At 52.4% G+C, this 22,174-nt stretch carries 22 protein-coding genes; 19 read left to right on the top strand and 3 right to left on the bottom strand.

Going from position 1 to position 22,174, the window contains the following annotated elements; translation table 11 throughout:
- The first annotated feature begins 2 nt into the window (after positions 1-2).
- Genes eutH through eutR form a run of 7 tightly spaced genes read left to right on the top strand, consistent with a single transcriptional unit; the run spans position 3 to position 7,237 of the window.
- Positions 3-1,235 (top strand): ethanolamine utilization protein EutH, encoded by a 1,233-nt coding sequence (gene eutH, locus OGW44_RS05070; protein WP_016153950.1) that lies wholly within the window; start codon positions 3-5, stop codon positions 1,233-1,235.
- Positions 1,232-2,635 carry an ethanolamine ammonia-lyase reactivating factor EutA gene (gene eutA / locus OGW44_RS05065; RefSeq protein ID WP_185654975.1) on the top strand — a complete coding sequence of 468 codons (1,404 nt, stop codon included), beginning with the start codon at positions 1,232-1,234 and terminating at the stop codon, positions 2,633-2,635. The genes eutH and eutA overlap by 4 nt, the downstream gene beginning before the upstream one ends.
- Positions 2,636-2,646: 11 nt before the next feature.
- Positions 2,647-4,008, top strand: a complete 1,362-nt coding sequence (gene eutB, locus OGW44_RS05060) for an ethanolamine ammonia-lyase subunit alpha (RefSeq protein ID WP_003038029.1) — start codon at positions 2,647-2,649, stop codon at positions 4,006-4,008.
- A 20-nt stretch (positions 4,009-4,028) separates the two neighbouring features.
- On the top strand, positions 4,029-4,925 hold the full coding sequence (gene eutC, locus OGW44_RS05055; RefSeq protein ID WP_049270086.1) for an ethanolamine ammonia-lyase subunit EutC: 897 nt from the start codon (positions 4,029-4,031) through the stop codon (positions 4,923-4,925).
- Positions 4,926-4,934: 9 nt separating this feature from the next.
- Positions 4,935-5,594, top strand: coding sequence for an ethanolamine utilization microcompartment protein EutL (gene eutL, locus OGW44_RS05050; protein ID WP_016153946.1), 660 nt, complete (start codon positions 4,935-4,937; stop codon positions 5,592-5,594).
- 11 nt (positions 5,595-5,605) lie between these two features.
- Positions 5,606-6,136, top strand: a complete 531-nt coding sequence (gene eutK, locus OGW44_RS05045) for an ethanolamine utilization microcompartment protein EutK (RefSeq protein WP_016157100.1) — start codon at positions 5,606-5,608, stop codon at positions 6,134-6,136.
- A 48-nt stretch (positions 6,137-6,184) separates the two neighbouring features.
- A complete protein-coding gene (gene eutR / locus OGW44_RS05040) occupies positions 6,185-7,237 on the top strand; it encodes an HTH-type transcriptional regulator EutR (RefSeq protein WP_016153944.1) in 1,053 nt (350 codons plus the stop codon).
- Between the two features lie 67 nt (positions 7,238-7,304).
- Here the strand turns inward: eutR and hemF are convergent, their stop codons facing one another.
- The gene (gene hemF, locus OGW44_RS05035; protein WP_185654976.1) at positions 7,305-8,204 is read right to left on the bottom strand and encodes an oxygen-dependent coproporphyrinogen oxidase; all 900 of its coding nucleotides are present in this window, start codon (positions 8,202-8,204) and stop codon (positions 7,305-7,307) included.
- 2 nt (positions 8,205-8,206) lie between these two features.
- Entirely contained in the window at positions 8,207-9,076 is an 870-nt protein-coding gene (gene amiA / locus OGW44_RS05030; RefSeq protein ID WP_016153942.1) for an N-acetylmuramoyl-L-alanine amidase AmiA, read from the bottom strand.
- A gap of 211 nt (positions 9,077-9,287) precedes the next feature.
- On the opposite strand from amiA, the gene OGW44_RS05025 reads away from it, so the two are divergent.
- From OGW44_RS05025 to OGW44_RS05000, 6 genes are all read left to right on the top strand, one after another.
- On the top strand, positions 9,288-9,713 hold the full coding sequence (locus tag OGW44_RS05025; protein WP_003038048.1) for a GNAT family acetyltransferase: 426 nt from the start codon (positions 9,288-9,290) through the stop codon (positions 9,711-9,713).
- Positions 9,700-10,149: a DUF2919 domain-containing protein gene (locus OGW44_RS05020; RefSeq protein ID WP_016157098.1), complete on the top strand. Its 450-nt coding sequence runs from the start codon at positions 9,700-9,702 to the stop codon at positions 10,147-10,149. Before OGW44_RS05025 ends, OGW44_RS05020 begins: the two co-directional genes overlap by 14 nt.
- Before the next feature lie 59 nt (positions 10,150-10,208).
- Complete coding sequence (locus tag OGW44_RS05015) at positions 10,209-10,784, top strand: RpoE-regulated lipoprotein (RefSeq protein WP_016157097.1); 576 nt, start codon at positions 10,209-10,211, stop codon at positions 10,782-10,784.
- Positions 10,785-10,878: 94 nt separating this feature from the next.
- Complete coding sequence (gene yfeX / locus OGW44_RS05010; RefSeq protein ID WP_016153939.1) at positions 10,879-11,778, top strand: porphyrinogen peroxidase; 900 nt, start codon at positions 10,879-10,881, stop codon at positions 11,776-11,778.
- Positions 11,779-12,234: 456 nt separating this feature from the next.
- The gene (gene argH, locus OGW44_RS05005; RefSeq protein WP_047416385.1) at positions 12,235-13,611 is read left to right on the top strand and encodes an argininosuccinate lyase; all 1,377 of its coding nucleotides are present in this window, start codon (positions 12,235-12,237) and stop codon (positions 13,609-13,611) included.
- Positions 13,612-13,673: 62 nt separating this feature from the next.
- The gene (locus OGW44_RS05000) at positions 13,674-14,990 is read left to right on the top strand and encodes an anaerobic C4-dicarboxylate transporter family protein (protein WP_016153937.1); all 1,317 of its coding nucleotides are present in this window, start codon (positions 13,674-13,676) and stop codon (positions 14,988-14,990) included.
- Between the two features lie 121 nt (positions 14,991-15,111).
- Here OGW44_RS05000 and OGW44_RS04995 read toward each other — a convergent pair whose 3' ends face one another.
- Positions 15,112-16,428: an anaerobic C4-dicarboxylate transporter family protein gene (locus OGW44_RS04995; protein ID WP_185654977.1), complete on the bottom strand. Its 1,317-nt coding sequence runs from the start codon at positions 16,426-16,428 to the stop codon at positions 15,112-15,114.
- A gap of 144 nt (positions 16,429-16,572) precedes the next feature.
- Here OGW44_RS04995 and OGW44_RS04990 point away from each other — a divergent pair, with 144 nt between their 5' ends.
- The 6 genes from OGW44_RS04990 (at position 16,573) to cysA (ending at position 22,164) form a co-directional block, all read left to right on the top strand.
- A complete protein-coding gene (locus tag OGW44_RS04990; protein ID WP_016153935.1) occupies positions 16,573-17,229 on the top strand; it encodes a FadR/GntR family transcriptional regulator in 657 nt (218 codons plus the stop codon).
- 174 nt (positions 17,230-17,403) lie between these two features.
- On the top strand, positions 17,404-18,195 hold the full coding sequence (gene ucpA, locus OGW44_RS04985; protein ID WP_016153934.1) for an SDR family oxidoreductase UcpA: 792 nt from the start codon (positions 17,404-17,406) through the stop codon (positions 18,193-18,195).
- Between the two features lie 156 nt (positions 18,196-18,351).
- Entirely contained in the window at positions 18,352-19,368 is a 1,017-nt protein-coding gene (locus OGW44_RS04980) for a sulfate ABC transporter substrate-binding protein (protein ID WP_016153933.1), read from the top strand.
- On the top strand, positions 19,369-20,202 hold the full coding sequence (gene cysT, locus OGW44_RS04975; protein ID WP_003038061.1) for a sulfate/thiosulfate ABC transporter permease CysT: 834 nt from the start codon (positions 19,369-19,371) through the stop codon (positions 20,200-20,202). It abuts the gene before it with no gap.
- On the top strand, positions 20,202-21,077 hold the full coding sequence (gene cysW / locus OGW44_RS04970; protein ID WP_016153932.1) for a sulfate/thiosulfate ABC transporter permease CysW: 876 nt from the start codon (positions 20,202-20,204) through the stop codon (positions 21,075-21,077). The genes cysT and cysW overlap by 1 nt, the downstream gene beginning before the upstream one ends.
- Positions 21,067-22,164, top strand: coding sequence for a sulfate/thiosulfate ABC transporter ATP-binding protein CysA (gene cysA / locus OGW44_RS04965; protein WP_047416377.1), 1,098 nt, complete (start codon positions 21,067-21,069; stop codon positions 22,162-22,164). The genes cysW and cysA overlap by 11 nt, the downstream gene beginning before the upstream one ends.
- Positions 22,165-22,174: the final 10 nt, after the last annotated feature.

Genomic DNA, 22,174 nt, shown 5'->3' with positions numbered 1-22,174 from the left:
TTATGGGAATTAACGAAATCATCATGTACATCATGATGTTCTTTATGCTGATTGCCGCCGTGGACAGGATCCTGTCGCAGTTCGGCGGTTCGGCACGCTTCCTCGGTAAGTTCGGGAAGAGTATTGAGGGATCGGGCGGCCAGTTTGAAGAAGGTTTTATGGCGATGGGCGCGCTGGGTCTGGCGATGGTCGGTATGACCGCGCTGGCACCGGTACTGGCGCATGTGCTCGGGCCGGTGATTATTCCACTGTACGAAATGTTGGGTGCTAACCCGTCGATGTTTGCCGGAACGCTGCTGGCGTGCGATATGGGCGGCTTCTTCCTGGCGAAGGAACTGGCGGGCGGCGACGTTGCGGCGTGGCTGTACTCCGGCCTGATCCTCGGGGCGATGATGGGGCCGACGCTGGTCTTCTCTATTCCGGTTGCGCTGGGGATTATTGAGCCGTCCGACCGTCGTTATCTGGCGCTGGGCGTGCTGGCTGGGATCGTCACCATTCCGATTGGCTGTATTGCGGGTGGTTTGATCGCGATGTACTCCGGTGTCGAAATCAACGGGCAGCCGGTGGAGTTCACCTTCGCACTGATCCTGATGAACATGATCCCGGTGCTGATCGTTGCCGTGCTGGTGGCGCTGGGACTGAAATTCATCCCGGAAAAAATGATCAACGGCTTCCAGATCTTCGCGAAATTCCTGGTGGCGCTGATCACCATCGGTCTGGCGGCAGCGGTGATCAAATTCCTGCTCGGCTGGGAACTGATTCCGGGTCTTGATCCTATCTTCATGGCACCGGGTGACAAGCCGGGTGAAGTGATGCGCGCCATCGAAGTTATCGGTTCTATCTCCTGCGTGCTGCTGGGTGCGTACCCAATGGTACTGCTGCTGACCCGCTGGTTTGAAAAGCCGCTGATGAGCGTTGGTAACCTGTTAAAAATCAATAACATTGCGGCTGCGGGCATGGTGGCGACGCTGGCGAACAACATCCCAATGTTCGGCATGATGAAGAATATGGATACCCGCGGCAAAGTGATCAACTGCGCTTTTGCGGTCTCCGCAGCCTTCGCACTGGGTGACCACTTAGGTTTCGCCGCGGCCAACATGAACGCGATGATCTTCCCAATGATTGTCGGCAAGCTGATTGGCGGCGTGACGGCGATTGGTGTGGCTATGCTGTTGGTACCGAAAGACGAAGATGTTCCGGCACCAGCAGAAACCAACCCGGAGGCGCAATCGTGAATACTCGCCAGCTACTCAGCGTCGGTATCGATATCGGCACCACCACCACTCAGGTCATCTTCTCGCGCCTTGAGCTGGTCAACCGTGCGGCAGTGTCGCAGGTGCCGCGTTACGAATTCATCAAACGCGAAATTAGCTGGCAAAGCCCGGTGTTCTTTACCCCCGTTGATAAGCAGGGCGGGCTGAAAGAGGCCGAACTTAAGGCGCTGATCCTCGCCCAGTATCAGGCGGCGGGAATTGCGCCTGAGACCGTCGATTCCGGCGCGATCATCATCACCGGAGAAAGTGCCAAAACCCGCAACGCGCGACCTGCGGTGATGACGCTCTCTCAGTCGCTGGGGGACTTCGTGGTTGCCAGCGCCGGTCCGCATCTGGAATCAGTGATTGCCGGTCACGGCGCAGGGGCTCAAACCCTGTCAGAGCAGAAGTTGTGCCGCGTACTGAATATCGACATCGGTGGCGGGACGTCGAACTACGTCCTGTTCGATGCCGGAAAAGTCAGCGGTTCGGCCTGCCTGAACGTCGGCGGACGGCTGCTGGAAACGGACGGTCAGGGGCGGGTGGTGCATGCGCATCAGCCAGGACAGATGATTGTTGATGACGTATTTGGTCCAGGCACCGGCGCCCGGACCCTCAATGCGGCGCAGCTTGTTCAGGTGGCCCGACGGATGGCGGCGCTGATCGTTGAGGTGATTGACGGCACGCTGTCACCGCTGGCGCAGGCGCTGATGCAAACCGGTCTGTTGCCGACGGGTGTGAAGCCGGAAGTGATTACGTTGTCCGGCGGGGTGGGCGAGTGCTACCGCAACCAGCCTGCCGATCCATTCTGTTTTTCCGATATTGGGCCGCTGTTAGCGACGGCGCTGCATGAACATCCGCGTCTGCGTGAGATGAACGTGCAGTTCCCGGCGCAAACCGTGCGCGCCACGGTGATTGGTGCCGGTGCGCATACGCTGTCGCTTTCGGGCAGCACCATCTGGCTGGAAGGTGTGGCGCTTCCGCTGCGCAATCTGCCGGTGGCGATTCCGGTTGATGAGGCTGATTTGGTGGCCGCCTGGCAACAAGCGCTGATGCAGCTCGATCTGGACCCGCAAACAGACGCTTACGTGCTGGCGCTACCCGGTTCGCTGCCGGTGCGCTACGCCGCGCTGTTAACGGTTATTGATGCGCTACTGGCCTTTGTCGCGCGCCATCCGAATCCGCATCCCCTGCTGGTGGTAGCCGAGCAGGATTTTGGTAAAGCCCTGGGCATGCTGTTACGCCCACAGTTACAGCAACACCCGCTGGCAGTCATCGATGAGGTGGTTGTCCGGGCGGGGGACTATATCGACATTGGTACGCCTCTTTTTGGCGGATCGGTTGTGCCGGTGACGGTGAAATCACTCGCATTTCCTTCCTGAGGGAACGACTTATGAAACTAAAGACCACATTGTTCGGCAATGTTTATCAGTTTAAGGATGTTAAAGAGGTGCTGGCAAAAGCCAACGAACTGCGTTCGGGGGATGTGCTGGCAGGGGTAGCTGCAACCAGTTCGCAAGAGCGAGTGGCGGCCAAACAGGTGCTGTCGGAAATGACGGTAGCGGATATCCGCAACAACCCGGTGATTTCCTATGAAGAGGACTGCGTGACGCGTCTGATTCAGGACGACGTCAACGAAACGGCCTATAACCGCATCAAAAACTGGAGTATCAGCGAGCTGCGCGAGTACGTGCTGAGCGATGAAACCTCCGTTGATGACATTGCGTTTACGCGCAAAGGATTAACGTCGGAAGTGGTCGCAGCGGTTGCAAAAATCTGCTCTAACGCGGACCTGATCTACGGCGGTAAGAAAATGCCGGTGATCAAAAAGGCCAACACCACCATTGGTCTGCCGGGCACCTTCAGCTGTCGTTTACAGCCGAACGACACCCGTGATGACGTGCAGAGTATTGCGGCACAAATCTACGAAGGGCTGTCCTTCGGGGCGGGCGATGCGGTGATTGGCGTTAACCCGGTAACCGATGACGTGGAAAACTTAAGCCGCGTACTTGATACCGTGTACGGCGTCATCGACAAATTCAATATCCCGACCCAGGGCTGCGTCCTGGCGCACGTTACTACCCAGATCGAAGCCATTCGTCGCGGCGCGCCGGGCGGGCTGATTTTCCAGAGTATCTGCGGCAGCGAGAAAGGCTTAAAAGAGTTTGGCGTTGAGCTGGCCATGCTGGATGAAGCGCGTGCAGTGGGCGCTGAGTTTAACCGTATCGCCGGGGAAAACTGCCTGTACTTCGAAACCGGACAAGGGTCTGCGCTCTCCGCTGGCGCTAACTTCGGCGCCGATCAGGTGACGATGGAAGCACGTAACTACGGTCTGGCGCGTCACTACGATCCGTTCCTGGTGAACACCGTTGTCGGCTTTATCGGGCCGGAGTATCTCTACAACGACCGTCAGATTATTCGCGCGGGTCTGGAAGATCACTTTATGGGCAAGCTGAGCGGCATCTCAATGGGCTGCGACTGTTGCTATACCAACCATGCTGATGCTGACCAGAACCTCAACGAAAACCTGATGATTCTGCTCGCCACCGCTGGCTGCAACTACATCATGGGCATGCCGCTCGGTGACGACATCATGCTCAACTATCAGACCACCGCCTTCCACGACACCGCGACCGTGCGCCAGTTGCTGAACCTGCGTCCGTCGCCGGAGTTTGAACGCTGGCTGGAAACCATGGGCATTATGGCAAACGGTCGCCTGACCAAACGGGCGGGCGATCCGTCACTGTTCTTCTGATGACGCGGGGATGACACACGATGGATCAAAAACAGATTGAAGAAATTGTACGCAGCGTGATGGCGTCAATGGGTGAGTCGCAGCCGCAGGCGCAAGCGCCGGCAGCACAAGCGCAATGCAGCGCCACCCAGTGCGCCGCGCCGACCGGTGAAAGCTGTGCGATGGATTTAGGCTCAGCCGAGGCTAAAGCGTGGATTGGCGTTGAGAATCCGCACCGCGCAGAGGTGTTGACTGAACTGCGTCGCAGCACTGCGGCGCGTGTATGTACCGGTCGAGCCGGTCCACGTCCGCGTACCCAGGCGCTGCTGCGCTTCCTGGCCGACCACTCGCGTTCGAAAGATACGGTATTGAAAGAAGTGCCGGAAGAGTGGGTAAAAGCCCAGGGGCTGCTGGAAGTGCGCTCGGAAATCAGTGACAAAAACCTGTATCTGACACGTCCGGATCTGGGGCGCCGTCTGAGTGCGGAAGCCATTGAAGCGCTGAAATCACAGTGTGTAATGAACCCGGATGTGCAGGTGATTATCTCTGATGGCCTGTCTACGGACGCTATCACCGCTAACTACGAAGAGATCCTGCCGCCGCTGTTGTCTGGCTTAAAACAGGCCGGATTGAAGGTTGGGACGCCGTTCTTTGTTCGCTATGGTCGCGTGAAAATCGAAGATCAGATCGGCGAACTGCTGGGCGCGAAAGCGGTGATCCTGCTGGTTGGGGAACGTCCGGGCCTGGGCCAGTCGGAAAGCCTTTCTTGCTACGCCGTCTATTCGCCGCGTGTGGCGACGACCGTTGAAGCTGACCGTACCTGTATCTCGAACATTCACCAGGGCGGTACGCCACCGGTTGAAGCGGCGGCGGTCATTGTGGATTTGGCCAAGCGCATGCTGGAGCAAAAAGCCTCCGGCATCAATATGACCCGTTAAGGAGGCATCATGCCAGCATTAGATTTGATTAGACCTTCAGTCACCGCAATGCGCGTGATTGCCTCGGTAAATGACGGTTTTGCCCGTGAACTTAAATTACCGCCACATATACGTAGCCTCGGACTCATCACAGCAGATTCTGATGACGTGGCGTATATTGCCGCAGACGAAGCGACAAAACAGGCAATGGTGGAAGTGGTTTATGGCCGCTCGCTGTATGCCGGCGCGGCGCACAGTCCCTCTCCAACTTCGGGTGAAGTGCTGATTATGCTCGGTGGACCCAACCCGGCAGAAGTTCGTGCAGGTCTGGACGCGATGGTAGCCAATATTGAAAGCGGCGCGGCGTTTCAGTGGGCGAATGACGCAGAAGATACCGCCTTCCTGGCGCATGTGGTTTCGCGTACCGGCTCGTATCTCTCGGCGACCGCAGGATGCCGGCTTGGCGATCCGATGGCGTATCTGGTGGCGCCGCCGCTGGAAGCGACATTTGGTATTGATGCTGCGCTGAAATCGGCTGATGTACAACTGGTGACTTACGTTCCGCCGCCGTCAGAAACCAACTATTCGGCTGCGTTTATGACCGGTAGCCAGGCCGCTTGTAAAGCTGCATGTAACGCCTTTGCCGATGCCGTTCTGGATATTGCCCGTAACCCAATCCAGCGCGCGTAAGAGAGGTTGTGATGATCAATGCACTGGGATTACTGGAAGTGGATGGCATGGTCGCAGCCGTGGATGCGGCGGATGCCATGCTGAAAGCCGCGAACGTGCGCCTGCTTAGCCACGAAGTGCTCGATCCTGGCCGGTTGACGCTGGTGGTGGAAGGCGATCTGGCGGCGTGCCGCGCAGCGCTGGATGCCGGTAGCGCCGCTGCTGCGCGTACAGGCCGTGTTATCAGCCGTAAGGAAATCGGCCGACCGGACGATGATACCCAGTGGCTGATCGGCGGTTTTAAGCGCCAGCCGAAGAAACCAGAACAGAAGCCAGAAGTGAAAACAGATGTAAAAACGCAGAAGACGCAGGACGCTCCGTTGACGCCTGAATCCTCTGATCAACTTCTGACGCTGTTGGCATCGGTCCGTCAAGGAATGACGGCAGGGGAAGTGGCTGCCCACTTTGGCTGGTCACTTGATGAAGCCAGAAAGGCGCTGGAACAGCTCTTTTCTGACGGAGCGTTGCGTAAACGCAGTAGTCGCTATCGCTTAAAAAATTAACCTGTCGGAGGGCCGGGGGCTTCGTTGAAGCTTCCGGCTTAAAAGATCATGAAAAAGAACCGTACTGCAAACCTGCACCATCTTTATCATGAAGCATTACCCGAAGACGTTAAACTTACGCCGAAAGTGGAGGTGGACAACGTTCACCAGCGGCGAACAACGGATGTGTATGAGCATGCGCTGACGATTACCGCATGGCAGCAGATCTACGACCAGTTACATCCGGGAAAATTTCATGGCGAGTTCACGGAAATCCTGCTCGATGATATTCAGGTGTTCCGTGAATACACCGGACTGGCGTTACGTCAGTCGTGTCTTGTCTGGCCGAACTCTTTCTGGTTTGGTATTCCGGCCACGCGCGGCGAACAGGGATTTATTGGCACCCAGTGTCTGGGGAGCGCTGAAATTGCCACCCGCCCTGGCGGGACAGAGTTTGAACTGAGTACGCCGGATGATTACACCATTCTGGGTGTCGTCATTTCGGAAGAGGCGATTGCCCGTCAGGCCAACTTCCTGCATAACCCGGAAAGAGTGCTGCATATGCTGCGCAACCAGTCGGCGCTGGAAGTTAAAGAACAACACAAAGCCGCGTTATGGGGCTTTGTGCAGCAGGCGCTGGCGACGTTTAGCGAAAATCCGGAAAACCTCCATCAACCTGCGGTACGCAAAGTGCTGGGCGATAACCTGCTGCTGGCGATGGGCACTATGTTGGAAGAGGCGCAGCCGATTATCACGGCTGAGAGCATCAGCCATCAGAGCTATCGTCGCCTGCTGTCGCGTGCGCGGGAATATGTGCTGGAAAATATGTCAGAACCGCTGACCGTGCTCGATCTGTGTAATCAACTGCACGTCAGCCGTCGGACGTTGCAAAACGCCTTTCACGCGATCCTTGGTATCGGTCCGAATGCCTGGTTAAAACGCATTCGCCTGAACGCCGTACGTCGGGAGCTGATAAGCCCGTGGTCGCAGAGTACGACGGTGAAAGACGCCGCGATGCAGTGGGGATTCTGGCATTTAGGGCAATTTGCCACCGACTACCAGCAGCTGTTTGCGGAAAAACCTTCATTGACGCTGCATCAGCGCATGCGCCAGTGGGCATGATGCGATGAATGTGCCGGATGCGACGCAAATGCGTTTTATCCGGCCTGGGGGCTGGTATTGTCTGGGGTTACACCCAGTCGCGAACCTGAATAAACGCGCTAAGGGCGGCTTCCGGGCTGTTCGCTTCCGGCTGCCAGTCATACTCCCAGCGCACCAGCGGCGGCATCGACATCAGAATCGATTCCGTACGGCCGCCGGTCTGCAGACCGAATAACGTGCCGCGATCCCACACCAGGTTAAATTCCACATAGCGTCCGCGACGGTAAAGCTGAAAATTGCGTTCACGTTCGCCCCAGTTCATTGCTTTGCGGCGCTCAACGATGGGCAGATACGCTTCGGTATAGCCTTGACCTACCGCCTGCATAAAGGCGAAGCTGTGGTCGAAATCCGGCGTATTCAAATCATCGAAAAACAGCCCGCCAATGCCGCGCTGTTCGTTGCGATGCTTGAGGAAGAAGTAGTCATCGCACCACTTCTTGTAACGGGGATAAACGTCTTCGCCGAACGGCTGGCACAGATCTCGCGCCGTGCGGTGCCAGTGAACCGCATCCTCATCAAAGCCGTAGTAGGGCGTTAAGTCAAAGCCGCCGCCAAACCACCAGACCGGGTCAGTGCCCGGTTTTTCCGCGATAAAAAATCGCACGTTGGCGTGACTGGTCGGAATGTAGGGATTCTGCGGATGTACCACCAGCGAGACGCCCATGGCCTCAAAGCTGCGTCCCGCAAGCTCGGGGCGATGGGCGGTAGCCGAGGCCGGCATTGCCTCGCCGTGAACGTGGGAGAAGTTGACGCCCGCTTGCTCGAAAATACCGCCGTTACGCAGCACCCGGCTGCGCCCGCCACCGCCTGCTTCACGTTGCCAGTTATCCTCAACAAACTCGGCGCCGTCTACGGCGGATAACTGCTGGCAAATATCATCTTGCAGGCTGAGCAGGAACTGTTTTACGCGCTGTGCATCGGGCTTCATGGTTAACGTTTCTTCGAGTGTGCTTTCTGGTTATCAAACCAGTGGAAATAGCTGATGATGCCATTGGCGATAGCGGTGGCGATTTTCTGGCGAAATGCCGCCGTACCCAGCAGACGTTCTTCTTCCGGGTTGGTAATGAACGAGGTTTCGACCAGTACCGACGGAATTGATGGTGATTTTAGCACCACGAAGGCGGCTTGTTCCGTGCTGCGGCTGTGAAGACGGTGTACCGGCTTGATCTTCTTGAGAATATGCGAGCCTAACGTCAGGCTGTTTTTAATGGTATCCGTTTGCACCAGATCGAACAGCACCTGCTGCAGCAAATGGTCTTTATCGGTGGTCTTCTTCCCGGCCACTTCATCGGCCCGGTTTTCACGATCGGACAGATACTTCGCCATGGCGCTACTGGCACCGCGATTGGACAACGCAAAGACCGACGCACCTGCAGCGCTCGGATTGGTAAAACCATCGGCGTGGATCGACATGAACAGGTCAGCGCCATGCTTATGAGCGATCTCGACGCGATCGTAAAGCGGAATAAATGTATCGCCGGAGCGCGTCAGGCGCGCATCAATCCCCTGGTTGCGTAGAATCGAGCGCACGTTTTTGGCAATCGCCAGTACCACGTGCTTTTCCTTCGACCCATTGCGACCAATTGCGCCGGTATCAATCCCTCCGTGACCCGGATCAAGGACAACAACGCGCTTAGCGCCGGCTTTTTTCGCTTTCGGTTTGCTGTGTCCATTGCTGGTCTTAAGCGCTTCTTCTTTAGCGATGGCTTGCGACATGCCTGACAGCGTTAGGGCGGCCAGCCCGGCTTTCAACACCTGGCGGCGCGATGTGAGTGTTTTTAGTGGTTTAAAAGTGCTCATACGGCCTGAGTTGTAAAAAAAGGTTCTAAACGTTATATCGTATCGCGTTGTCCGTTGCGACGGATCGGGATAAGAATTGTTTTACTTTTCATTTCAATACGTGACAATTCCGTATTATGCCATTTTTTCCGCCGCTTCGCGTCAGATATTGGCTAAATCAGCCGTTCGCGCCATAATCGCTTTTTAACGTCCTGAAAAGGTAACCAATACCATGGAAATACGCGTTTTTCGCCAGGAAGATTTCGAAGAGGTGATCACCCTCTGGGAGCGCTGTGATCTGCTGCGTCCATGGAACGACCCTGAAATGGACATTGAGCGTAAAGTCAATCATGACGTCAGCTTGTTCCTGGTCGCTGAAGTGAATGGCGAGGTGGTCGGTACGGTGATGGGTGGATATGACGGGCATCGCGGCTCGGCCTATTACCTGGGCGTGCATCCTGAGTTTCGCGGTCGTGGCATTGCCAATGCGCTGCTCAACCGGCTGGAGAAAAAGCTCATTGCCCGCGGTTGTCCGAAGATTCAAATCATGGTGCGTGACGATAATGACGTCGTACAGGGTATGTATGAACGTCTGGGCTATGAACATGCGGATGTACTCAATCTGGGCAAGCGTTTGATCGAAGATGAAGAGTACTGAGTTTCATCCGGCCGACTATGACGCTCATGGGCGTCTGCGCCTGCCTTTTCTCTTCTGGTGCGTGCTGCTGCTGCAGGCGCGCACCTGGGTTCTGTTTGTGATTGCTGGTTCTTCCCGTGAGCAGGGCAACACGCTGCTGAATCTGTTTTATCCCGATCACGACGCTTTCTGGCTGGGTTTGCTTCCCGGCGTTCCTGCGGTATTGGCATTTTTACTCAGCGGGCGACGCTTTGCGTTTCCGGTGGTATGGCGCTGGCTGCGAGGATTACTGATCCTCGCTCAACTGGTGCTACTGTGCTGGCAGCCGGTGATGTGGCTGGCAGGCGATCCGGTCAACGGCGTCGGGCTGGCGCTGCTGGTGGCGGATGTCGTTGCGCTGATCTGGCTGTTAACTAATCAACGTCTGCGCGCCTGTTTTTCCCTCGAGAAAGAATAACGGCACTTTTTGGCGAAACCGGACTCCAAGCAACGTTGATAAATAAGGAAGGAAGTGAAATGAAATCACTGCGTTTGACTTTATGCGCGATGCCGCTGCTATTGACCGGGTGTTCAACGTTGTCATCGGTGAACTGGTCTGCCGCCAATCCGTGGAACTGGTTTGGTTCTTCAACGCAGGTCACTGAGCAGGGCGTCGGAGCGTTAACTGGCGCAACCCCGCTGGATGAAAAAAACATTGCTGATGCGCTGGACGGTGATTACCGCCTGCGTAGCGGGATGAAGACCGATAACGGTAATGTGGTGCGCTTTTATGAAGCGATGAAAGATGACAAGCTGGCGATGGTTATCAATGGCAATCAGGGAACGATTAGCCGTATTGATGTAGTCGACAGCGATATTCCCTCTTCTGCGGGTGTCGAAATCGGTACACCGTTTAGCGACCTTTACACTAAAGCCTTTGGTAATTGTCAGAAGGCGACTGGCGATGACAGCGCGGGTGTTGAATGTAAAGCAGAAGGAAGTCAACATATTAGCTACGTCTTTTCCGGTGAGTGGAGCGGGCCTGAGGGCTTAATGCCGTCTGACGATACGTTGAAAGCATGGAAAGTAAGCAAAATTATCTGGCGGCGTTAATTTGCGTCTGAACAAATCGGCTTGTTAAAAAAACAGGTAGAATAGCGCCCATCAATGCCACGATGTCGTGGCATCTTTTTTTTCAGGAGGAACAATGTCTCAGGTTCAGAGTGGCATTTTGCCAGAACATTGCCGTGCGGCGATTTGGATTGAAGCCAATGTTAAAGGCGACGTTGAGGCCCTGCGTGGGGCCAGCAAAACCTTCGCCGATAAGCTGGCGACCTTTGAAGCGAAGTTCCCGGATGCGCATCTGGGCGCGGTTGTTGCTTTTGGCAACAACACCTGGCGTACACTGAGCGGCGGCGTTGGCGCAGAAGAGTTAAAAGACTTTATCCCTTACGGTAAAGGTCTTGCGCCAGCTACCCAGTATGATGTGCTGATTCATATTCTCTCTTTGCGTCATGACGTGAATTTCTCCGTTGCACAGGCGGCAATGGAAGCCTTTGGCGACTGTATTGAAGTCAAAGAAGAGATCCACGGTTTCCGTTGGGTTGAAGAGCGCGATCTCAGCGGCTTTGTTGACGGTACGGAAAACCCGGCAGGCGTTGAAACGCGCCGTGAAGTCGCGGTTATTAAAGATGGCGTGGATGCTGGCGGTAGCTATGTGTTTGTGCAGCGTTGGGAACATAACCTGAAGCAGCTTAACCGCATGAGCATTCATGACCAGGAAATGATGATTGGGCGTACCAAGGAAGCCAACGAAGAGATCGACGGTGATGACCGTCCGGTTACCTCTCACCTGAGCCGCGTCGATCTCAAAGAAGACGGTAAAGGACTGAAAATTGTGCGCCAGAGCCTGCCATACGGTACCGCCAGCGGTACGCACGGCCTCTATTTCTGTGCCTATTGCGCCCGTTTGCACAACATCGAGCAGCAACTGCTGAGCATGTTTGGCGACACTGACGGCAAGCGCGACGCGATGCTGCGCTTCACTAAACCGGTGACCGGCGGCTATTATTTCGCGCCATCGCTGGATCGTTTGCTGGCCCTGTAATTTTTTGATGCCAGATGGCGCTGATGCCGCCATCTGGCACAATATAGCTCTCCCCCGAATCACCCAACGTCCGCTATTCTGATAATGCACTCGCGTTGACGCTCATCCTGAAAAATCACCTCCCACGTTCATTATTATTTACCTGCCAGTTTCTCGGTTATGACAACGGTATTAAATGGAATTATTTAGAATTAATAAACTATTAATACCAATTTATTACTTTAAAAATTCTGAATATATCTGAATTAAATCACAATTTAAATGTGAGGAAGATCAGGTTTTTTAATGCAATTTATGAAAACAAAATAAGTAATAAGTGTAATTAATTCCGCTATAAATTGATTTAATGCCTTCATTTGTTGACAATTAAAATGACTGTCTTGTAATCTGAAAATGACCGAAAAATAACGGAATTTATATTTAACCATTTTGCAACAAAGGGTCATTGGAGGTTTTATGTCTACAAAATTATGGGGTGGGCGTTTTGATATGCCTACAAATAAACTGGTCGAATCTTATAATGCGACAATTATGCTGGAACAACGTCTCTGCCCTTTTGATATTCAGGGGAGTATTGCTCACGCCACTATGTTGGGCCGTCAGGGGATTATCACGCAGGATGAAGCGAATGCGATTATTGGCGGGTTAAGGCAAGTTAATAAAGAGATTGAGGACGGGCAATTCGTTTTTGATACCGTTGATGAAGATATTCATATGGCGATAGAAAGACGTATGACAGAAATAATTGGTCCTGTTGGCGGGAAGCTACATACTGGCCGCAGTCGTAATGACCAGACGACTGTCGATTCGAAAATGCACATGAGATCGACTATTCGTGAAATTCAGCAGGATATCGTTCATCTACAAAAAGTTATTATCAGCAAGGCTGAAAATAACATTAATGCGATCATGCCTGGCTATACTCATTTACAGACCGGTCAGCCTATTCTTCTGTCGCACTGGATAATGGCATATTATTGGATGTTACGCCGTGACTGGACTCGTTTTGCAGACCTTTATCAACGCATGGGGGAATGCCCTTTAGGTTCAGCAGCCCTTGCCGGTACTACTTTCCCCATTGATCGTGATTTCACGGCTAAAGAGCTTGGCTTTGACAAACCGACTGAAAACAGTATTGATTCTGTCAGCGATCGTGACCATATGGTTGAATTCACTGCCGCCGCTGCTATGTGCTTTATGCATCTTACCCGTTTGTCAGAAGAACTGGTTTTATTCTCAAGTCAGGATTTTAAGTTTATCGAGCTTTCAGATGATTTCTGTACCGGTTCCAGCATCATGCCACAGAAGAAAAACCCCGACGTGGCTGAAAAAATGCGCGGCAAAGGGGGGCGTATGTACGGAAATCTAATGGCGATGTTGACCATTATGAAAGGTATCCCTCTGGCCTATAATACTGATATGAGTGAGGATAAAGAGCAGGTCTATGACTCTATGGATACCTTACAGACCAGTCTGAAAATTATGGCGCCGATGCTCGAAAAAATGGTTATTCTTTCAGATAATACTCGCAGCGCAGCGGCAAGAGGATTTTCAAACGCAACCGATATGGCTGACTACCTGGTTCGTAAAGGCATTCCTTTTAGAGAAGCTCACCATATTGTTGGCAGTGCTGTTAATTACTGTATAAAACATAGAAAAATGTTGGAAGAGCTTACTCTGGATGAATTCCACACATTTGATGATAAAATTGAAAATGATATTTATGAGAGTATATCTCTCGAAGCATGTATTAAATCAAGAATGTCTTATGGTGGCACAGGGACTGATGCTGTTAAAAAACAGATCGAAATTGCTAAATCATATTTAAACTAATCCCGAGCATAGTAATTAATATCTCCCGGATGCAATATCCGGGAGACGCTTTGAGGTGAAAAATGGATGCTTTATTTTTTATACAATTATTTATTGTACTCGCCTGTATTGGTATAGGCGGGCGTTATGGCGGAATGGGGCTGGGTGCTGGTGGAGGACTTGGTGTTGCAATATTAGTTCTGGGTTTTGGACTTAAACCCTCCGCACCATCTATTACTGCAATGCTAATTATTATTTGTGTGATTGGCGCTGTCAGCGTATTACAGGCCGCTGGTGGGCTTGATTATCTTGTGCGCGTGGCTGAAAAATTACTCCGTAAAAAACCACAGGCAATTACTTTTGTTGCCCCCATATTAACTTCCATATTTACGTTATTCTGTGGGACTACTTACGTTGCTTTCTCTTTGTATCCGGTTGTCGCTGAAGTTGCTGCTGAAGCAAAGGTCCGTCCGGAGCGAGCGTTGTCCGCAACGGTTATTGCGGCCAGTGTCGCGGTTGCTGCCAGTCCGATGAGTGCGGCAACCGCGGGGATGCTGGCTATTCTGCATGAATATGCCGGGATTAGCCTTGGGCAAATACTGACGATTGCTCTCCCATCATTCTTTATGGCAGCTATTGTTACCAGCTTTTCAGTTTATAAACGCGGAAAAGAGCTGGAGGATGATCCGGAATTCCAGAGGAGAGTTGCTGCTGGCGAATATGAGTTCATGCATACTGAGCAGAAAAAAGAATTTGTTGCTTCAGCGGGCGCTAAAAAAGGTGTCGTTATCTTTGCGATTGGTGTGGTACTGGTACTTATTTTAGGTTCTTTTACTGAGTTACTCCCTTCCTGGGATGGAAAAAGACTGTCAACCCCAATGGTTATTCAGATGGTCATGTTGACAGCCGCGTTGTTTATTATGATTGTCAGTAAAGTACCAAGTAGTACCTTGAATAGCGGCTCAGTCTTCCGTGCAGGTTTGATGGGAGTGGTAGCAATACTCGGTGTTTCATGGATGACAGCGACGTTTTTTGATGCCTATCAGCCAGAACTGATTAAGGTTTTTGGTGGCATTGTCAATGATGCACCAATGCTATTTGGTGTGGTTGTATTCTTGTTCTCGCTGGTCATTATGAGCCCGGCGGCGACGGTAGCTGCCATCATGCCACTCGGTGTTACCTTAGGTATTCCAGCCCCGTTTCTTATCGCTATTTTTGCTTGTACCTGTGGTGACTTTATTATACCTGGAGCAAATCAAATCGGCTGTGTTGCATTTGATCGAACAGGTACCACAAAGATTGGACGCTTTGTTGTCAACCATAGCTATATTCGTCCGGGCTTTGTGATGGTTATCTCCCAGGTAATTTTTGCTTATCTCATTGCTCAGGTTGTTCTGTAAAGTACATTCTATGGAAAATTGCAGTGGTGCTATTCAGAAGTGAGTACCAGGCATCCTCTCTGAATTCATTCAGGGGGGATGCCATGAAGAAAAGGTTTACCACAATTAAATTGCTCTCTCACTACATCAGCATTTTTGAAAAAAGGAAGCAAAAAAGAGTTGATGCTACAACGGTGACAAGACCAGGTAGCATGTAGCTGTGATTAACCACATACTTGCCAATTCGAGTTGTCCCGGTACGATCAAACGCCACACAGCCAATCTGTGCCCCCCCTGGAATAATGAATGATCCACAAGTCAGCGGGAGCAGGGCGACCAGGGTTTCTGCCGGATATCCCATTAACACGCCAGCGGGGAGTAGCGCTACAGCAGTCGCTGCGGGGCTATAAATTACGGCTGAAAGACCAAAAACAATAATGCCGAACAAGACTGGATTCTGGAAACCGTGGAAAGCCGTGTTAAATAATTCGTGCCATGCCTCAAAAAAGGAGTTCATCATCCATGACAGACCAAATATGGCGACAACACCTACAAGACCAGCTTTAAAAACAGAACCTGAATCGAGTTTTGACGGAGAAATTCGACATACCATCATAATAATACATGCTGTTGTCAGCATAACTATTTGCAGCGTGGTAGGGATACTCATACGCTCCATTCCGGTACCGTTATTCCACTCAGGACGTAATTCAGGAATTGAACCCATAAGAACGACCAGAATGATACCGGTAAGGAAAATCAGCAATCCTCTCTTCGCCTCTTTTGTCACTATATTGGCTGTTCGCTCTTCAGCTTTTACTGATTCAAACTCACCTTCAGCAACCCTGCGTCGGAATTCCGGATCATTTTTAAGCTCATGACCTCTTTTAAAGACGAACAGGCAGCCGACAACGCAGCCAAGGAACGTTCCGGGAACGGTGACTAACAAGATATCTAAAGCAGAGACATGTAATCCAGCAAGGACAGCAATTGTCCCTGTTACGACCGCACTGACCGGGCTGGCAATAAGCCCAAAATTGGCAGCGATTACTGACATCGACATGGCCCTCTCTGGCCGTACCCTGGCATCTGCTGCAATTTCAGCAATGACTGGATAAACCGAAAAGGCAACATATCCTGTTCCGCAGATAGCAGTAAAAAGGTAAGCGACTGCGGGGCCGAGGAAAGTGATCGCGCCCGGCCACTTTCTGAGGATCCGTTCTGCCATCGTAACGAATAAATCAAGCCCGCCAGCCGCCTGGAGGATTGTGATGCAAGTGATAACCGCAAGGATAATAGAAATAACAGTGAAAGGAGGTGAGTCGGGAGGGAGTCCAAAACCAAAAGTCAGGATAGCGAGTCCTAACCCGCCAGCAGCCCCCAGGCCAATCCCACCAAAACGCCCACCTATACCGATACATATAAGTACTATCGCAAACTGAGTTACGAATAACACCATAATTAATTCCTTTTTATTAACAAATGGCTTGGTATAATTTGAATAATAGGGGCTATAATCTTACCATAACAGTATATTAAGCAATCTAACTTATTAGATTATTTATACTCATCAGTTTTGCAGCACTTTAATCCGAGAGTGTTTATGGATAACAAAAACGAACTGTTTGAAAGTATTAAAAATTATCTGCTTGATGATGCTAACCGCAATGCTGATGGTCGCATTGAAACTGAAACTGAGCTTGCCGTTCGTTTTAATACATCAAGATATAAAGTTCGTCAGGCGCTCAGCACACTGGTACAGATGGGAATGTTGGAACGTTCTCCTCGTCGTGGCAGCGTCTTGAAGAATTTGGAACAGCACAACATAAATCACCAGTTGTTAATGCAGTTTGATTTGTCTGGGTTTGATATCACAGAATTTACAGAGGCAAGGATCCTGATTGAGTGCGCGATTATCCCTCTGGCAACGCGTAGAATTTTTCCGGCGATGCTCTCCAAACTTGAAAATGAGCTAAGGCTTATTGAAGAGAATGCGGATAACCCCCAGGTGGCCGATCGTCACGATAGAGATTTTCATTTGCTCTTGCTACAGGCGAGTGGCAACCGGGTGCTGCAGGTTTTCTCTGATGTCCTCATTACTTATTTTGAGAAAACAAGGGAGTCGTTACCTGCGAACGATCGTCAGTATTTTCTTGATACGGCGGCAAAACAGAGGGAAATACTGCTTCATATTAAAAAAGGGGATGCGCAGATGGCATCGGAGTTGATGAGAGCGCATTTGCTGGAAAAACGGCTGTAAGTCTTCTGTTAACCTGGTCAGAGCATGTTTACTATTGGGTCCCCGCAATGCCGGGGACTTTTTTTACCTGAGATTAACCTGATTTAGTGAGCTATTCCTCAGCACTTATTTGTTATTGCTGTATCTTCTGCGTGAATGAAGCGAATGCTTCATATTCAAAAGGAGAATATTGAAATGGGAAAACTCACGGGCAAAACAGCATTGATTACGGGCGCATCTCAGGGTATTGGCGAAGGGATCGCCAGAACATTTGCCCGCCATGGCGCGAACCTAATCCTGCTGGATATCTCCGATGAGATTGAAAAACTGGCGGATGAGTTGGCTGGGCGCGGGCACCGTTGCACCGCCGTACACGCTGACGTCAGAGATTTTGCGTCGGTCACGGAAGCGGTAAAACGCGCTAAGAAGATTGAAGGAAAAATCGATATTCTGGTCAACAATGCGGGCGTATGTCGCCTCGGCAACTTCCTTGATATGAGCGATGAAGATCGCGATTTCCACATTGATATCAACATTAAAGGCGTCTGGAACGTGACGAAAGCCGTTCTGCCGGAGATGATTGCCCGCAAAGACGGGCGCATTGTGATGATGTCATCTGTGACCGGCGATATGGTTGCCGATCCGGGCGAAACGGCCTACGCGCTGTCGAAAGCCGCAATCATCGGTTTGACCAAATCTCTGGCGGTGGAATACGCGCAGTCCGGCATTCGCGTTAATGCTATTTGCCCGGGCTACGTTCGTACGCCGATGGCGGAAAATATCGCTCGTCAGTCTAATCCGGAGGATCCTGAATCCGTATTAGTCGAAATGGCAAAAGCGATCCCGATGCGCCGCTTGGCCTGCCCACTTGAGGTTGGTGAACTGGCGGCATTCCTGGCGTCGGATGAGTCCAGTTACTTGACTGGCACGCAAAACGTGATTGATGGCGGCAGCACCCTGCCTGAAAGCGTTAGCGTCGGCGTCTGATTGATGCCGGTCTCCTCCCCGTGCGCTGGGGAGGAGGTACCCTTATTCTCTTTTCAACTTTCAAATCATCAAACGGTATATAAAACCGTTACTCCTTTAGCACTGGTTATAAATATGATGACCATAAGAAAGTCATTAAATTTATAAGGGTGCGCAATGGCCGTTAACTTACTGAAAAAAAGAACCCTGACGCTGGCAGCAATGCTGCTGCTGGTGGGTCAGGCGCAGGCAACGGAGCTGCTGAACAGTTCATACGATGTCTCTCGCGAGCTGTTTGCCGCCCTTAACCCGCCGTTTGAACAGCAATGGGCGAAGGATAACGGCGGTGACAAACTGACGATTAAACAATCTCATGCCGGGTCATCAAAACAGGCGCTGGCGATTCTGCAGGGGCTGAAAGCCGATGTGGTGACCTATAACCAGGTGACCGATGTACAGATCCTGCATGACAAAGGCAAGCTGATCCCGGCCGACTGGCAAAGCCGTCTGCCGAATAACAGTTCGCCATTCTATTCCACCATGGCGTTTTTGGTGCGTAAGGGTAACCCGAAGAATATCCACGAATGGAACGACCTGGTTCGCCCGGACGTGAAACTGATTTTCCCGAATCCGAAAACCTCCGGTAACGCGCGTTATACCTATCTGGCTGCGTGGGGCGCGGCAGATAAAGCGGATGGTGGGGATAAAGCCAAAACTGAACAGTTCATGACCCAGTTTCTGAAAAACGTGGAAGTGTTTGATACCGGCGGTCGCGGGGCAACCACCACATTCGTGGAACGCGGTCTGGGCGATGTGCTGATCACCTTTGAATCAGAAGTGAACAACATCCGTAAACAGTATGAAGACCAGGGCTTCGAAGTGGTGGTGCCGAAGGTCAACATTCTGGCGGAGTTCCCGGTGGCCTGGGTAGATAAAAATGTGCAGGCTAACGGTACTGAAAAAGCGGCAAAAGCTTACCTGAACTGGCTGTACAGCCCGCAGGCGCAAACCATCATTACCGATTTCTACTACCGCGTGAATAACCCGCAGGTGATGGACAAACTGCAGGATAAATTCCCGCAGACCGAACTTTTCCGCGTGGAAGACAGGTTTGGCTCGTGGCCTGAGGTAATGAAAACGCACTTTGTCAGCGGCGGTGAGTTGGACAAACTGTTGGCGGCGGGGCGTAAGTAAATGTTTGCTGTTTCTTCCCGACGCGTGCTGCCCGGCTTTACCTTAAGTTTGGGCACCAGCTTACTGTTTGTCTGCCTGATTTTGCTGCTGCCGCTTAGCGCGCTGGTGATGCAATTGGCGCAAATGAGCTGGGCGCAATACTGGGATGTGATTACCAACCCGCAGGTGGTGGCGGCTTATAAAGTGACGCTGCTGTCGGCGTTTGTGGCGTCGATTTTTAACGGCGTGTTTGGTTTGCTGATGGCGTGGATCTTAACCCGCTATCGCTTTCCGGGCCGTACGCTGCTGGATGCGCTGATGGATCTGCCGTTTGCGCTGCCTACGGCGGTAGCAGGTCTGACGCTGGCATCGCTTTTTTCGGTCAATGGTTTCTACGGCGAGTGGCTGGCGAAGCTGGATATTAAAGTGACTTACACCTGGCTTGGCATTGCGGTGGCGATGGCTTTTACCAGCATTCCATTCGTGGTGCGTACCGTGCAGCCGGTGCTGGAAGAGTTAGGTCCGGAGTATGAAGAAGCGGCGGAAACGCTCGGCGCTACGCGCTGGCAGAGCTTTCGTAAAGTGGTACTGCCGGAGCTGTCTCCCGCGCTAGTCGCGGGCGTTGCGCTCTCGTTTACCCGCAGTCTCGGTGAGTTTGGTGCGGTTATCTTTATCGCCGGAAACATCGCATGGAAAACGGAAGTGACCTCGCTGATGATTTTTGTTCGTTTGCAGGAGTTTGACTACCCGGCCGCCAGCGCGATTGCATCTGTGATCCTCGGGGCTTCGTTGCTGCTGCTGTTTTCAATTAACACCCTGCAAAGTCGCTTTGGTCGACGCGTGGTAGGTCACTGATGGCAGACATTACCCAATTGAAACGTTATGGCGCACCCCGCATCAACTGGGGGAAATGGTTTCTGATCGGCACGGGCATGCTGGTATCCGCCTTTATTTTGCTGGTGCCGATGGTTTACATCTTCGTGCAGGCGTTCAGCAAGGGGTTGATGCCGGTATTACACAACCTGGCTGATCCGGACATGCTGCACGCCATCTGGCTGACGGTGCTGATTGCGCTGATTGCGGTGCCGGTGAACCTGGTGTTTGGCGTGTTACTGGCCTGGCTGGTGACCCGATTTAACTTCCCTGGACGCCAGTTGTTGCTCACGTTACTGGATATTCCGTTTGCCGTTTCACCGGTGGTCGCCGGCCTGGTCTATCTGCTGTTTTACGGCTCTAACGGCCCGCTTGGCGGATGGCTGGATGAACACAACCTGCAAATTATGTTTGCCTGGCCGGGAATGGTGCTGGTGACGGTGTTCGTGACCTGTCCGTTTGTGGTGCGCGAACTGGTGCCGGTGATGTTAAGCCAGGGCAGCCATGAAGATGAGGCGGCGGTTCTGCTTGGCGCATCCGGCTGGCAAATGTTCCGTCGCGTTACGCTGCCGAATATCCGTTGGGCATTGCTGTACGGCGTGGTGCTGACCAACGCCCGTGCGATTGGCGAGTTCGGCGCGGTATCGGTGGTTTCTGGCTCGATTCGCGGTGAAACCTTGTCTTTGCCGCTACAGATTGAATTACTGGAGCAGGACTACAACACAGTCGGCTCCTTTACCGCCGCGGCGCTATTAACGCTGATGGCGATTATTACCCTGTTTTTGAAGAGCATGTTGCAATGGCGCCTGGAAAACCAGGAGAAACGCGCGCAGCAGGAGGAAAATCATGAGCATTGAGATTGCCAATATTAAGAAGTCTTTTGGTCGCACCCAGGTGCTGAACGATATCTCGCTGGATATTCCTTCAGGTCAGATGGTCGCCCTGTTGGGGCCTTCTGGATCGGGCAAAACCACGCTGCTGCGCATCATCGCCGGGCTGGAGCATCAGTCCAGCGGGCATATCCGTTTCCATGGCACTGACGTCAGCCGTTTGCACGCCCGCGACCGTAAGGTGGGGTTCGTGTTTCAGCACTATGCGCTGTTTCGTCATATGACTGTTTTCGACAATATCGCTTTTGGTCTGACTGTTCTGCCACGGCGGGAGCGCCCGAATGCGGTGACGATCAAAGCAAAAGTGACCAAACTGCTGGAGATGGTTCAACTGGCTCATCTGGCGGACCGTTTCCCGGCACAGCTTTCCGGGGGGCAAAAGCAGCGCGTGGCGTTGGCGCGTGCGCTGGCGGTAGAGCCACAGATCTTGTTGCTCGACGAGCCGTTTGGCGCGCTCGATGCTCAGGTGCGTAAAGAACTGCGTCGCTGGCTGCGTCAGTTGCATGAAGAGCTGAAGTTCACCAGCGTGTTTGTTACCCACGATCAGGAAGAAGCGACGGAAGTCGCAGACCGCGTGGTGGTGATGAGCCAGGGTCATATCGAGCAGGCCGATGCGCCCGATCAGGTATGGCGCGAACCGGCTACCCGTTTTGTCCTGGAATTTATGGGTGAAGTTAACCGCCTGCAAGGGACGATTCGCGGTGGACAATTCCACGTGGGCGCACATCGCTGGCCGTTGGGCTATACGCCTGGCTATCAGGGTCCGGTGGATCTGTTCCTGCGTCCGTGGGAAGTGGACGTCAGCCGTCGTACCAGTCTGGATTCACCGTTGCCGGTACAGGTGTTGGAAGCCAGTCCGAAAGGACACTACACCCAATTAGTTGTGCAACCCTTGGGGTGGTATAACGAACCGCTGACGGTGATTATGCAGGGCGATGATTCCCCGAACCGCGGCGAACGTCTGTTTGTTGGGCTGCAAAATGCGCGTTTGTATAATGGCGACCAGCGTATTGAAACGCGTGAAGAGGAACTTGCCCTGGCGCAAAGTGCCTGATAGGTTAATT

The organism is Citrobacter sp. Cb023 (genome assembly GCF_030336805.1).
GTDB classification, from domain to species: Bacteria; Pseudomonadota; Gammaproteobacteria; order Enterobacterales; family Enterobacteriaceae; genus Citrobacter; species Citrobacter braakii.
Note: the sequence above shows the minus strand (reverse complement) of the source record. Positions and strands in the feature narration are given on the sequence as shown.

Excerpts from the sequence above, each read along its gene's own strand:
- eutH (WP_016153950.1), top strand. The coding sequence starts at position 3 with ATGGGAATTAACGAAATCATCATGTACATCATGATGTTCTTTATGCTG.
- eutB (WP_003038029.1), top strand. The coding sequence starts at position 2,647 with ATGAAACTAAAGACCACATTGTTCGGCAATGTTTATCAGTTTAAGGAT.
- eutC (WP_049270086.1), top strand. The coding sequence starts at position 4,029 with ATGGATCAAAAACAGATTGAAGAAATTGTACGCAGCGTGATGGCGTCA.
- eutL (WP_016153946.1), top strand. The coding sequence starts at position 4,935 with ATGCCAGCATTAGATTTGATTAGACCTTCAGTCACCGCAATGCGCGTG.
- eutK (WP_016157100.1), top strand. The coding sequence starts at position 5,606 with ATGATCAATGCACTGGGATTACTGGAAGTGGATGGCATGGTCGCAGCC.
- eutR (WP_016153944.1), top strand. The coding sequence starts at position 6,185 with ATGAAAAAGAACCGTACTGCAAACCTGCACCATCTTTATCATGAAGCA.
- hemF (WP_185654976.1), bottom strand. The coding sequence starts at position 8,204 with ATGAAGCCCGATGCACAGCGCGTAAAACAGTTCCTGCTCAGCCTGCAA.
- amiA (WP_016153942.1), bottom strand. The coding sequence starts at position 9,076 with ATGAGCACTTTTAAACCACTAAAAACACTCACATCGCGCCGCCAGGTG.
- OGW44_RS05025 (WP_003038048.1), top strand. The coding sequence starts at position 9,288 with ATGGAAATACGCGTTTTTCGCCAGGAAGATTTCGAAGAGGTGATCACC.
- OGW44_RS05020 (WP_016157098.1), top strand. The coding sequence starts at position 9,700 with ATGAAGAGTACTGAGTTTCATCCGGCCGACTATGACGCTCATGGGCGT.
- OGW44_RS05015 (WP_016157097.1), top strand. The coding sequence starts at position 10,209 with ATGAAATCACTGCGTTTGACTTTATGCGCGATGCCGCTGCTATTGACC.
- yfeX (WP_016153939.1), top strand. The coding sequence starts at position 10,879 with ATGTCTCAGGTTCAGAGTGGCATTTTGCCAGAACATTGCCGTGCGGCG.
- argH (WP_047416385.1), top strand. The coding sequence starts at position 12,235 with ATGTCTACAAAATTATGGGGTGGGCGTTTTGATATGCCTACAAATAAA.
- OGW44_RS05000 (WP_016153937.1), top strand. The coding sequence starts at position 13,674 with ATGGATGCTTTATTTTTTATACAATTATTTATTGTACTCGCCTGTATT.
- OGW44_RS04995 (WP_185654977.1), bottom strand. The coding sequence starts at position 16,428 with ATGGTGTTATTCGTAACTCAGTTTGCGATAGTACTTATATGTATCGGT.
- OGW44_RS04990 (WP_016153935.1), top strand. The coding sequence starts at position 16,573 with ATGGATAACAAAAACGAACTGTTTGAAAGTATTAAAAATTATCTGCTT.
- ucpA (WP_016153934.1), top strand. The coding sequence starts at position 17,404 with ATGGGAAAACTCACGGGCAAAACAGCATTGATTACGGGCGCATCTCAG.
- OGW44_RS04980 (WP_016153933.1), top strand. The coding sequence starts at position 18,352 with ATGGCCGTTAACTTACTGAAAAAAAGAACCCTGACGCTGGCAGCAATG.
- cysT (WP_003038061.1), top strand. The coding sequence starts at position 19,369 with ATGTTTGCTGTTTCTTCCCGACGCGTGCTGCCCGGCTTTACCTTAAGT.
- cysW (WP_016153932.1), top strand. The coding sequence starts at position 20,202 with ATGGCAGACATTACCCAATTGAAACGTTATGGCGCACCCCGCATCAAC.
- cysA (WP_047416377.1), top strand. The coding sequence starts at position 21,067 with ATGAGCATTGAGATTGCCAATATTAAGAAGTCTTTTGGTCGCACCCAG.